Raw genomic sequence first — 12,746 nt, 5'->3', positions numbered from 1 at the left:
ATCTTGCAAGAACAATGAATCAGGAGGGTTTAAGCTACTGGTGACGATTCAGAATGCTAATATAATCCAATCACAAAAAAATCTTAATCGGACTAAGACAATATGCGCCTTTATCACATGACAAGACTTGAAACGGCCATGAAATTCATCATCCCAGCACGTCGGCTCCGGATCAGCCAATTCGGCACGCTGAATGATCCATTTGAGCTATTGAGTTCTTACATTGCGGGAAAAGACGGGCGACATTTATCAGCGTACCTGCATTCGCATTGGGGTCGCAGTATCGGAATTGTAAGCATGGTAAAGCACTGGAAGAGTCCCCTCATGTGGGGGCATTATGCTGAAAATCATACTGGAATATGTCTAGGTTTCGATGTTATAGAAAATGGTCCCGTAGAGGTAGAATATGTACAGGAACGGCGAGAATTTACGCTGGATAAGTCTAAGCCAATGCGTGGAATTACCGAAGAACTTCTGCGACAACTGGTATCAACAAAGTACTCCCAGTGGGCGTATGAAGAGGAATGGCGGGTATTTCACAACATCAAGCAGCCAGAGGCAGATGGCTACAGCTATTGGAATTTTGGCCCGACGCTACAACTTAGGGAAATTGTTCTTGGTGCACGATGCAAAGCTTCCCAGCTTGAACTGGCGGAGGTCGTGCATGACAACGAGTTCGATGTAAAGATCATAAAAACTCGAGCGGCGTTCAAAGCGTTCGAGATGGCTACAGCGAGGCATCATCCTCCGCTCATAATTAAGGGAGTTACCAATCTGAAATAGTTGTAAAACTAGCAGAGCAATTTTCGTGGAAATTCTCCCATTCGTATAGCGCGCTAAAAGTAGATGTTAAGCTAGCATAGCAAGCTCCTGTTATGGTGTGACTCCCCGAGCACCATGTTGGAGACCTCGTGATGCCAGGCCCACGGCTAGCACAAAAAATCCTCGATCTCATCGAGTGCGCCAAGCAGATGACGGTCCAAGCTGTCGTAGGCAACTGTGCCTTTATATCGCTTAGAAGCCGGCGCACTACTGCTGACTCTGCGGAGTATCTCATCCTTCGTCGTCTGTTACGGCGAGGGAAGGCCGGCCGTCACTTGAGTGCGGCAAGAGTCTCTGCAGGGCAGGGGGCGGTAGACTGGCCAGACCCGATCTAGTCGTTGGATCAGGCAGCTACGAGATCGCACACTTGGCGTCTGGCAGGGCTCCCAGGGCACAAACACGATCCATCGATCTTTCACCTTCCAATAACCATGGTTCAGAAGAGTCTAAGCGACTGGTGGCGATTCAGGATAAACACACACGCTCAAGTATAATCCCAGTTGCTTGGCATTCGCTGGGTTCCGCAAACCCCATGCTTGTTTAGCGCAAAAACTTAATGTATTTCCGAGAGGCAATCAAGGTGCGATTATGGCTGAAATGACTTTGGCAGATGGGCGTCCCGACATGGTCGCTTGGGGAGAAATTTCCCTGAATCAATCATTGGTAAATTCGTTAATCCTGTTTCTCGGCACGCCGCGCAATAAACGAAGCAAGACCGAGTGGTTTGCCTGCTGTATGGAAAGGCAGGCAGCGGGCACTTTCTTTAAAGGGCATAGAGACAACGACACATCTCGACTAACTGCCAGCAAACTCGTTGCAGATGCCTACGAGGAGCTTCGTGACCAGAAGGAGGTGGCGATAATTAAGCCGTCACTGGTTGTCAAAATCCAGGCAAAGGCCAACACTTTGCGCACTTCCTTGCCAGCGCCTCAGTACCTACCAGGTGACGCAATTACAAAGGAATTCCGGGATGGCCTCGACTCCTTGTGCCGCTGGTCTACACCGGTCACAGCTCCTACAAGTAAGTCTGGTAACGCCTGTGCCCGCGCCTTTACGCTCACGCTGGCAGAAAAATTTGCGGATGCGTTCGTAGATATTCCTGTTGAGTACATCCACTCACTGGTTACTATCGGCTGGCCAGGTCGAAGTCTCAGTGCTACGTGGAGAGTTCTCAATGCGGATGTCACGCTCCACATCAAGAGGGAGAGCGAAAGCAACCGGGTGCTTGCTTCCTCTGCAGATACTGCCGCCTTCCTCGCAATTCAATCGGCATCGACAACGCGTCACGTTTTGTCTGGGGCCGATGTTCAGGTTGTTGAACAGTTGCAAGAGGAGATGGCGCGCGTTAGGCAAGGGAAGCGCCGCTTTCCAAGCGACGCAGCGAGATTGCGTGCCATGCTAGAGATCGTTCAAACCTTGGATGACACTGGCCTCGCAAATGAATTTTCCAACTTGATCGCAAACCATCTGCAAGAGTTCAGCTGGGACTCAAACTAGCGCAAATTGATGCCTAAGTCTAAGTTTGCGCGATAGCGCGTTAGCCGTCATTAGTCAGGCAGCTGCGCCAGTCTCACTTCTCGGCATCGCTGAGCTCGATAAGCTTACCTTCATTACCAGTTACTCGATGGAATGGAGGGAACATGAGAATACCTTCTCATGATGTGAGGCCTGTTACTTTTGGACAGTCACGCAGTGCGAGCATTTATTGGGAACCATTGCGCGCGCTCCGCACCGGCGCAAAGAGGCTCACCATTTGGGCCTACAGCCATGGTTACATTTCGTTCGATTTGACCGAGCGAGTCTTCGGCTGGCTTGATTTGCGCGATGCCTAAGTCTGTATTGCTCTGGCAGCGTAAATTCCGCTGAAGGGCAGGCTACAGCAACTCCAGCTCCTCCAAGCGAATAGCCATGGCGGATACGGATACTCTGAATTGTTCCGCGAGTGAGATTATGTTCTTACCGTTAAAGCGCTGAGTACGCGCCAGCTCGAGGGAGAGGTCTCGGTATGTTTTCAGCTTCTGGCGAGCTTCGGGTAATCCCTTGCCCAGGAGTGCAAACGCTGTCGGCTCAGTCAATCGGAACGGTGCGCTTCCGAAGGTCTGGGAAAATCTGGTACGAACCTGCTTTGCCGGCATCAGAAACGCTGCGGCGAACCTGTCAGCCTCACGTTCTATCTGGTCTTTCGAGACGTCGGACCCATCCAGAGCCCTGTCTCGATGGGCTTCTTGCAGCTGTGGATGCAGGACTACATGTCCTAGCTCGTGTGCAGAGGTGAACAAGCGAATCTCGGCCGGCATCTGTCTCGATACTCTGACCCGTCCTAGTTGGGCTTCCAGTATCCCGGCCACTTCCAGAGTGGTGCCGTTTGAGGTTTTGGTGCCAAGCGTGTCGGCAAGTTCAAAGCTGTAGCCAAGAAGGCCAAGCGCCTTTTCTGGGTCGAGTAGCCGTATAGGGTTGGCCGGCGGCGCAGAGCTGTCCGTCAGCCTCTTTTGCTGCTCCCACATGAAGAGACTCAGCTTCCTCGCGCGGTCTTCGATTTCTTGAATGGTGTAATTCTGCTTGGCACGACCCAACAACGCGAGGACTGGTTCTGTTCCTGCGACCGGAGTCACTGCAGCATTCACCTCGGTCCGCAGCTCACTAAGCTGACTCATCAGGAGCTGGTATTTGGTGGTCGCGTCCCGTTGCAGCTGATCACATTCTTTACGTCGCTGAAGAGCCCAGGCATTTTGCTTGAACGACTTCAGATTCAGGTTGATGATGAATACGCAGGAGAGAACTCCGGAAAACGCTGTACTGAGCGCCACTCCCGTATCGCCTCGCACGCGTTTGGCGCCGTCTTTAAAGACGATCGCAGCGTGGTCAATTAACTCGATGCAGTGCTTTGCAATTTTGAACGGCAAGGCTGTCGCCGGCTTCAGCAGTTCAGTTGCAGCTGCTGCGTGTCTTTCTCGTGACTCCTGGTCTAGTGCCTTATCTCGAGCTATACGTTCAGCGTTGGCCTCATGGAATGTCGCAGAATCCTCATCCAGAAGCTTTTCAAGTTCAGGAATCAAAACAGACTCTATCCTTGTGCAAATCCGCTTCATCGATACATGGCTCTTTTTGTACGCGTCCGTCCTCAGCGTGATCTTACAAACCGTCACGATGAGTTGTGCGGCCAAAAGTCCATTCAAGGCAGCTGCACTGCCCGATCCGGGGACATCTTTTCCAGCACCAAACTCGGACAAAAGAGCTTGAGTTGAGAGTGAAAGATACGATTGCTGCACAGAACCTCCTAGCAGTTCGAGGTGCGAAAATGGCAGAAAGACGTGTATTGATGGCAACGTACAGGCTGTTTCGATGCTAATTTGGCAGGCCATTCTTGTCAATCAGGCATTGAGGCCAATTATGGCTTCTGAACAACTATAGATGGCCGAGAGCCCTGCGCTATATTTTTTTTGGGAACAGCTCATCGGCTTGAGTATCGTGCAACGTCTTGGGATTGCGACTAAATACCAAGATATATTCCAAATAGTCATCACGCCAATGTAACATGATTGAAAAGTGACAAAATCACAAACCTTGTAGACATATTCTAGATCTACAATCAAACCTACCAAAATCTGGACGAGATTATCATCATGAAACCAACGCTGGCCATCATCTATGCATCTGGCTTTCCCAACGCGTCATTCCACCAATTTGCCGATGCATTAAAAGATGAAACATTAACAGTTCATTTGGAGGAACGTGAACCGCCCGGACCTATGGCAGGATTAATGTGGACGATGCTCACCGCATCAGCACTTTTCATTGCCAGCTCCTATTTTGGTGGAATGCTGAAAGAATTGGGAAAAGACCACTATGAGGTACTCAAGAGGGAACTGGCCAAGCTTACAAAAAGCACCATGGACGAGCCAAGAATAGAGCCTGTCCTATTCGGCACAGCTGGAAAGTTAGACAACGGCGATCCGATTTCCATGGGGTTCTCCATATGGGCACAACTTCCGAATGGATATACTCTCAAACTTCTTATTCCCAAGAAAACTGAGAACGTAGACTACGCAGCTGGAACCGATGCGTTTCTGGATTTCGTTTTACGCTGCCATGAAGAAGGCGACAACATCCTTTCAGACGCAGGGCTCGACACTTCCAGCCGCCAGATTAATCCGATCACGTTGATGTACAACGCCGAGATCGGCAGGATTGAATGGGCAAATCCGATCCCGAAAGCAGCAAGATCTTGAGCCTGGCCTACGACCTCTCCCAAGTTATGCTCATCCAGATTAAGAGCGACTAACAAAACGGCTGAGTGTAATGCTGGCAAATGAGGATACCTGCAAGCGAGCGAAGCGATCAGCCCGTGCTCGTAGCGGACACGCTACCGGCGGGAACAGCAGAGCCAACGCAGCGCCTGTTCGACGAGCATCAACATTTGCCTATACACGTTCACATCTTGCCCCATTAACAAGCATGTATCTACAGCCTGACTAAACACGATGCGGCCCAAACCTGCCCCGAGGAACCTGAGATGATGAAGCATGCCTCCTCCTATAACTTAGGCGCTCTACGGTCTTGCTTCTATTGGCAGAAAATATCGCGCACCCGCATGGCAGAATCAAGATAATTATGAGCAGTTTACTATTTCCAGCCTCCTTGTACGTCGGGTATGCCACAAGGTCTCGACCATGAGGGGGCCGATTACCTCGGTGCGAATTCCTTTTGGCTTACTTGGTGGGCGGATGGTTTCGCCGGCCGAAGTAGTGAGCGGCCTGGCATGTGGCTGCGTATGCCCAGGATGCGGCGCAGCGCTGGTGGCGCGGAAAGGATCCATTGCTTGGTGCTTCGCCCATCATGCCAAGACTGGCTCGGAGAGCTGCTCAGAAAGCGCCATCCATGCAGTGGGTAAACAGGTCATCCTTGATGCCAACGCCCTGGTAGTTCCAGCCTATGTCATCGAAGCTTCCGGCCCCACAGTAGATGGAGAGATACACTATAGTCATCGCGTGCTGGGCGTTGCTCGCCGCATACGATTCGATCATGCTATCGGCGAGGTGTCTGAAGGCGGGTTACGAATTGATGTAGTCGGCTATAAAGGCCAACGTCGTCTGTTATTAGAGATCTTTGTGACGCATCGCGTTGACGCGGACAAGCTGCGCAAACTACAAGAACTAGGGGCCCCAGCATTAGAGATTGACCTCTCAGACATGCCGCGCATGGGGGCCAGCCTCGTTCTAGAGGAGGTACGCAAACGCGTTATTGATGGAAACAGTCATAAAAATTGGCTGGTGTTTCCTGGCGAGCAGGCGGCCCGCATTGAACTGGAGCAGCAGTTAAAGACTGAGATTGACGCGAAGAACAAGAAAATCCTGCGGGAGGAAGAGGCCAGCCGGCGTCGTACATCGGAGCTTGAACGTATACGAATTGCGAACCACAGCGCGTATCGCGCTTTACCTGACGAAGAGAAAGAACGCCAATGGCGAAAAACACTGCAGATTGGCGATGGTTGGCCAGACTACATCGCGCCATCGACCTTTGATACTCCCGGGCTAGAAACACCAACACGCTTGTGGCAAGCACTGCTTTTCCAAAATTTCGTCGCTCGACGTAAAGGCATCAAGGAAGGATTCACAATTGACCACGTCGTTACCTGGGCCCGTGAATGGATTGGCGTGAAGAGGGCACCTGGCAGAGATCCTATCGGTGTATTGCGGAGATATGTGGCATTTCTGGAAGCGCGCAACTATTTGGCCAAAAGCCCTTTTAGACCAAATGAAAGCACGGTGCGTTACATCGTTCCAGCTGATCCACAGACGAAGATTTCAGCAGTGGTCCGCGCCAAGGCCGCTGAAATCAAAAGCGTAGGCGCTGGCGGAAGGGCGATGGTACAGAGTGCTGAACATAGATGGCAATGGAACGAAAAATGGCCTCGCCGCGCGGTACTCTATGAAGAGATCCACACCCAACTGCAAGGATCGGAGCACCAAGCGGCCCTGTCTGAAGCTGTTGATGCACTCGGGCCCTTAGACCGCCCAGAAACACCGGATGAATTTGGACATCAACTTGTCGCTCAAGGCGTGCCGCACATATTTACGATGGAGACGTTGAAACGGCTGGATTTGATAGTTCCCCACATCAAACGGTATCGCCCGACCTAGTAATAGCGAATTGAATGCAAATTGGCGTCCACATCATGATGGACGCGAATCATTGATCAGTGGAAGTTCAGCTGTTCCACCCTTTGCCATTTACCCAGGCGTTCGTGCGACTTTATGCCGTAGCGCGCAATGTGCGATGCAATGCTTCTGCAACGAAGCCAGGCCCGATGGGCACGCGAAGCATAGGCCTTGTCGGCATCCTTGGCGGCCTAGTGGGCGGACAGGGTGGAGTCCTTGATTTCCTAGCGGATGTTCGGGGAGGGGCAGGCTTGGGGATGAATGCGTGAGCTCATGGACTGAGGTTTATGCGATGTGCTGCAATCGGTGGGACGATCTCGGTTGCGAACCGACGATCAACTCGTCAGCATGGCGCGGGCACGGAACATGGCCATACTGCGACCCGGAATGTGATGACACGAAACTAAACAGCTACAGGTCATTCTTTTCGAAAAGAGTCGCCACATCATACTCATCAGCATATTTTTGTTCGATGGCAATAGTAGCAGCGACAAGATTTTCACGTTCAATCTTCTCTCCTCGCTCGCGGATCACTATCCGTTCGATATTTTTGCTTGTTGGCAGTAGAGTATATCCACTTACCGTTGGTAAGGGCTTGCCGATCAAGGTCACGAAGACCCCGACATGGATTTCGCCAACAGGAGTAGAGAAAAATTGAATGCACACTAATTCCCTACCATCCATCAGTGGCCTGTCATGGCAGGGAATGTCGAGCTTCAACTGCCCGGCGTCAGCGTGCAGTACCATGTCCATCTCGGCAAGACGTGACGCGGAGCGTGTTGCCTGCTCAAGTGACATCTTGGTGTCGTTAGAAATATCGAGCAATGCCAATATTCGCATGCCAGCCTCAACGGCATTGAGTTCATTCTTTAACTCGAACAGCATACCTGGACTCTTTATTTCGAACTGCATCGTCGGTTGTTGCCCGGCGATCAATTCTGAATAGATGAGTTGACCAGGTGTTGACAGAACTTCCATGAACTTCAGGCCGTCCCTTAACATTTTTATGCCAAGAATTTTTCCACTGAACGAAAACGTGTAGGTCGATTCGCTTGTAAATGGATTGAAAATTAAATCAAAAAACGGTACAGCGATCCTTCCCCTTCGCATCTTTTTAGGCACAACTTCATTGAAGGGTGAAAAATATAGTTTTGCCGGAAACACCAGTGATGGACCAAGCTTGTCAGTTTTAAACTTAATTACCCCTTCATTGCATGGTTTGAGATCTGGCATACCGAGCTTTACATCTTTGTCATTAATAAATGGGACATTACTTTTTTTGCCAAACCGCTGTTTGAACGCCACAAAGGTCGAGACTATAGCGTCATCCGTCAATCCAAGGGACATTTCAATTAGCTTCGAGAGGTTCTCGACTCCTATTGCCGAAATCGTTAACTGCGCCGAACCATCATCAAATCCTGCAGTGCTGAGGAACGAATTTTTTTTCATCACGTACTGGGACATGCTTGGACCCATATGTTCGCGCATAGCCAATTTTAATGAGTCCCCAGAAACATCTGCCAGCAAGTGACTATCATCATACTTTATCGTCATGGATTTTTTGTGAAGGGTATGCCCTTCGCCTCGATGCTCGGCCTCATGCAACCGGCGGAGGATATCAAATGAAATAGACTCATCCACATGAACTAAAAATACGCGTTGCGCGGACTCCTTGCCATCAAACTCTATAAAGACAAAGAAAGCCGGCATGGGCGCTGTTGCCAATCGCTTTAGGTTCGATAATTTTATCGCAAGCTTGCGGTCTTTTTTGTCTGTGGCCTTGACTTGAACCTTACATTCAAACGCGGCCTCGTGGACAGCTGAAAACTCCAAAGTGTCCTTTGAGTGAAAGTCAAACTCGACAAGAAAGTCCCAGCCCGTCTCGTCGACATTAGACACATTTGAACGGAGCCCAGCGCTGGCGCACCATTGGCTAAAGACACTCTCTCCCAATCGCCCTAAATTTCTCATGCATGCAACTTTCAGTCGATTCACGTCTGGTAATTCTACGTGACAAGACCCACATCCGCTACACTTGCCCATCCGGATTAATTCATCCTGAAATCGTTTCGCTTCACTTAGCTGAAAACAGATGGATTATGCAGACGAAAATAGCCTGCCGATTCATTGGACGCAGCCTATGCTCTATGTACAAGCGAGAAAATTGGCCGAAGCACGCGCGCAAATCATACAACTGCGGCGCATGTTCGGTATAAAGACGATGGGCGCAGAAATCATGGGGAAGGGCATTGAGTGCACCCCAAAAAAAAGCGGTAAGGGGAGGGCTTCCCCCCATCAGCAATGACACGTGGATAGCTTCGAGCTCGGCTGAAACTGTGGCGAAGTGGTAACCGGTGTGTTCCTGAAGGACTGCCGCGGCAGAGGTATCATTGCCTAGGAAGCTTGGGCGGAGCGACGCCTGCCTGGCGAGCGCGAGCAAGGCATGCTGATGGGAACGATCAGGCATGACTCGCTATAGGGTGCAACTTAAGCAAGCCTGACCATGGTAAGCAGGATGCCACGGCGAAACCGTCAGTACAGCCGGGCTGAAAACTACCCTATTGCTTATCAGTTAACTCTCGGTGCCCTGTCGTGTTACTCTTGCTTCAGGTTTCGCATACTTCGTGACGTCGGTTGAACAAATTTCGCTACGAAAGGAGCGCTACAGAGACCGCTGAACAAATCCGCTTGCTGACGCCCGCTGTATTCTACTTAGAGAGATGTTCACATGTCTATCAAATTTCGCGATTGCCCGTATTGCGGGAGGGGAATAATTGAACGCCTCGTTCAATCTCATATCATTGAACATCATCTCCAAAATGGCGCTATTGCTGATGTCCAGAAATTACAGACATCAATCTCAGAAGCGGATTTAACGTCTCGAATATCCCATTCAAAAACCATACCTTTAAATGAATTAAATACTTCAAGTTTTCAGCAGGAACTAGAACACACTGGAGCTAAACATAAGGCTGCCACCCAAGATCAGGGACTTTTAGATAGCAGTGAAAAACATTCGAAAAAGCAGGGCAAAGTTTGGGCAGTGGGGCAACCAGTTCAGCTGCGGCCAAAAGGAACAACTAGTCGGGCTTATCTACATAATAGCCAAAGCGAAAGGCTAGCACAAATTAACTGGCAGCTTGCCTTACTAGATAAAAATTCCTCACAAACGAGTACGAGATCAAGGCTAGCACAGTCACCCAGGCAGAGTAGAATAGATCATGCAGCGAGTACAAGCTCATTAAATGATTCGCCGTTGAAATCATCATCGCCTAAAGGTAAATTCATCGATGTAAGCGAGAACTGTTCTTGTGGAGGGGAAAACGAGAACTGCTTTAAATGCTATGGAACCGGAACGGAGATTAAAACAATAGCAACAACTCCAGGTCATGATACAACCTTATTTGCGAACACACGGCAGGTGACAAGTGTAAGTGGATTCTCTAAAGATTCACGCGGTGGTTCCTTCTCCATTCGAGAAAAGGGAAGCTTCGATTCTAGACCACTTCACGATGATCACGATGAGGAATCATCTCCTTAGTTAGCTGCTAAAAGCGAGTTTAACTGCCCCCTGTCGGAGTCATGCGCATGTATCCTCATATACCAACGGAGAGTACACATTCAATCATTTCGATTGAGGCGAAATATTGCCACGAGCAGTTGAGTCCGTATGGTATCAGCGAACATTCGTTGTATTCCAGCACACAATAACCTCTATACTCGAAGTCGCCAAACTCAGAAAACATCCTCGTTTCCGCTCGTCACCTATCACTTTCTTTGATGCCATGTACATAGAACTGCAACGCACCTTTCGAGAACTACTGCGCAACGAAGAACAAGGGGACAATGCTGGGGCTCTTTCACCAGGCACCAGTAAGCTGACGCTTCCTGACCTGCTCAATGAGTTCCGCGTAATTATTCTTTCGGAGGCCGGCTCAGGGAAGACTGAGGAAATCCGCGAATCTGCACGCCGACTAAGAGCAGAAGGCAAAGCGGCATTCTTTCTACGCCTCGAGCACGTCTTCTTTGATTTCGACACGGCATTTGAGGAGGGAACGCTTGAAGAATTCCAAGCGTGGCTTACCTCGTCGGAGAAAGGCTGGGTACTGCTGGACTCTATCGATGAGTCGCGAATACGCTCGCCACAAGACTTCGCGGTAGCTACAAGAGCCGCATTTCAAGCGACTGGCGAGTGTCTAGTGAATTCGTAGCGATTCACGGATTGGCACCGGCCGTCACCGAAGAAAAGCTTAACGTAGTGTCCGGGATGTGTTGACCACTACAAAAGCGCTTATCGTTGAGGAACGAAAAGCCCTTAAAATTCTTTGTGTCGCCCGCGAGGGCCGCAATGTCGGCGAGGGCGCTCTTGCCACTCCCCTTGTTCCCAATGATCGCGACTAGATCGTGGCTCAGTGGCATGTCCACATCGAACCAGGTTTGGGCTATTGTCGAGCCTGGTTTTTGGCTGACGCGGATGCTGGATATATATTTTGTGCGATTGGCTTCGACCAATAGCCGCTTGGGTGGCATGTCGCCGACATACACCCGATCTTCGAATTCGGTGAGGGCTTGTTGGAGCCCCTCGAAGGTCGCGTCCGCTTTGATCCATGTGAAGCAATTGCCCACACGGTCCTTATCTGGAGAGTCGCTCAACGCGTGTGCATCCGAACAGTCGAGCAGGGCGTTCTTGACGTTGGATTCAATGAGCTTCCTCCTTGCTGAATCGTATTTTGCGGGGTTTTCGGAGGCGGTGAAAACCAAGTCGGCCCTGTTGATGATATTGCGCTTTTCCGCGATTGATTGATCGTCCCACTTCAGATTGTCCCACTCAGTCTTGCCGACGGCGATCAAATACCTTCCAGCGAGGGCATGTTTGTTGAGGGCCTCCATCACTTTTTCTAAGCTTACGCACAGATTGTTGAATCCCTCATGGAGAGGCGGGGCGTAGGCAGCCCTCTTGTCGGCTGGCGCCGATTCGATGATCATCGCGCCGAGCTCGGTAAGACTGTCGCGGGTGATGACGCTTTGCCACTTTCCTTTCCAGTCTGAAGAATCTGGGATCAAATCGTAGCTGGGCGCGAGAGAGCCAAGGAATTGCTGCCGAATGAGTTCGGGGTCCAAGGCATCGAAAATCACATGGAGGTTGATGCGGTTCCAACCGGATTGGGAATAGCTGCCATCCTTTTCCTTCTTGACAACGCCAGCAAACTTGTCCAGGCGCAGCTCGATCACGGGCAAGATCAGGTCGATATTTTTGAGCCGGTCATCTTCAAGCTTGGCCTTGCGCACGCGCTCATAGCCATCGATAAAAATGTAGTCATTGATCCCGATAACCTTAAATTCAGGAGGTAGGGCTTCAAGGTCTAGAAGAAATGCTTCCCATGCCTCTTCCTGCGATCCGGGGTAATTGTGGACGACCGAGGCCGGCGTGTGAACATGTAGGTCCCATTTTTTCCAAGTTGAGCCGGCTGGATCATTTGCCATTGATGCGTCCTTAACTTATTTAGAGAGATCGGCAAATTACCGAACCATAGATTTGGAATTTATTTTTAAACAATAATAGTTTATAGTGGTTCTTGAACACAACAACTTTTGGCGAAACCTTATTAGCCATTTGTAAGCGACCTATTCTAAGCATTGCCGTCCTTGGCGAGATCAATGAATGCGATCGCCGTCTTCGGTGCCGCGCACGTATATCTGGTCGAGCGCCGCACTAGCGTCGGCTACGGCTACGGCTACGGCTTTCCACGATGCCGATTGAGCTAA

Annotated in this window: 10 protein-coding genes; 6 read left to right on the top strand and 4 right to left on the bottom strand. The window is 50.3% G+C overall.

Translation table 11 applies throughout. The annotated features are described in order from the left end of the window. Positions 1-138: 138 nt before the first annotated feature. Positions 139-783, top strand: a complete 645-nt coding sequence (locus tag ACZ92H_RS12720) for a DUF2971 domain-containing protein (protein WP_465049625.1) — start codon at positions 139-141, stop codon at positions 781-783. 627 nt (positions 784-1,410) lie between these two features. Then, positions 1,411-2,319: a hypothetical protein gene (locus ACZ92H_RS12715; RefSeq protein WP_465049624.1), complete on the top strand. Its 909-nt coding sequence runs from the start codon at positions 1,411-1,413 to the stop codon at positions 2,317-2,319. A gap of 377 nt (positions 2,320-2,696) precedes the next feature. Here the strand turns inward: ACZ92H_RS12715 and ACZ92H_RS12710 are convergent, their stop codons facing one another. Beyond that, positions 2,697-4,091 (bottom strand): cyclodeaminase/cyclohydrolase family protein, encoded by a 1,395-nt coding sequence (locus ACZ92H_RS12710; protein ID WP_465049622.1) that lies wholly within the window; start codon positions 4,089-4,091, stop codon positions 2,697-2,699. 354 nt (positions 4,092-4,445) lie between these two features. On the opposite strand from ACZ92H_RS12710, the gene ACZ92H_RS12705 reads away from it, so the two are divergent. Next, positions 4,446-5,051 (top strand): hypothetical protein, encoded by a 606-nt coding sequence (locus ACZ92H_RS12705; protein WP_133990946.1) that lies wholly within the window; start codon positions 4,446-4,448, stop codon positions 5,049-5,051. Between the two features lie 441 nt (positions 5,052-5,492). Beyond that, positions 5,493-6,962, top strand: a complete 1,470-nt coding sequence (locus ACZ92H_RS12700; protein ID WP_465049621.1) for a competence protein CoiA family protein — start codon at positions 5,493-5,495, stop codon at positions 6,960-6,962. Between the two features lie 429 nt (positions 6,963-7,391). Here the strand turns inward: ACZ92H_RS12700 and ACZ92H_RS12695 are convergent, their stop codons facing one another. Both ACZ92H_RS12695 and ACZ92H_RS12690 read right to left on the bottom strand, forming a co-directional pair. Beyond that, positions 7,392-8,975 (bottom strand): hypothetical protein, encoded by a 1,584-nt coding sequence (locus ACZ92H_RS12695; RefSeq protein WP_465049620.1) that lies wholly within the window; start codon positions 8,973-8,975, stop codon positions 7,392-7,394. 79 nt (positions 8,976-9,054) lie between these two features. Next, a complete protein-coding gene (locus ACZ92H_RS12690) occupies positions 9,055-9,447 on the bottom strand; it encodes a hypothetical protein (protein ID WP_465049618.1) in 393 nt (130 codons plus the stop codon). Between the two features lie 261 nt (positions 9,448-9,708). On the opposite strand from ACZ92H_RS12690, the gene ACZ92H_RS12685 reads away from it, so the two are divergent. Beyond that, entirely contained in the window at positions 9,709-10,521 is an 813-nt protein-coding gene (locus ACZ92H_RS12685) for a hypothetical protein (protein ID WP_465049617.1), read from the top strand. A gap of 244 nt (positions 10,522-10,765) precedes the next feature. Then, positions 10,766-11,191, top strand: coding sequence for a hypothetical protein (locus ACZ92H_RS12680; protein ID WP_465049616.1), 426 nt, complete (start codon positions 10,766-10,768; stop codon positions 11,189-11,191). Between the two features lie 4 nt (positions 11,192-11,195). On the opposite strand, the gene ACZ92H_RS12675 is transcribed toward ACZ92H_RS12680, so the two are convergent. Then, positions 11,196-12,464, bottom strand: a complete 1,269-nt coding sequence (locus ACZ92H_RS12675) for a hypothetical protein (protein WP_465049615.1) — start codon at positions 12,462-12,464, stop codon at positions 11,196-11,198. Positions 12,465-12,746: the final 282 nt, after the last annotated feature.

It is taken from the genome of Janthinobacterium foliorum (assembly GCF_978021625.1).
The sequence above is the reverse complement of the archived record's forward strand: the minus strand, read 5'-3'. Positions and strand labels throughout refer to the sequence as shown.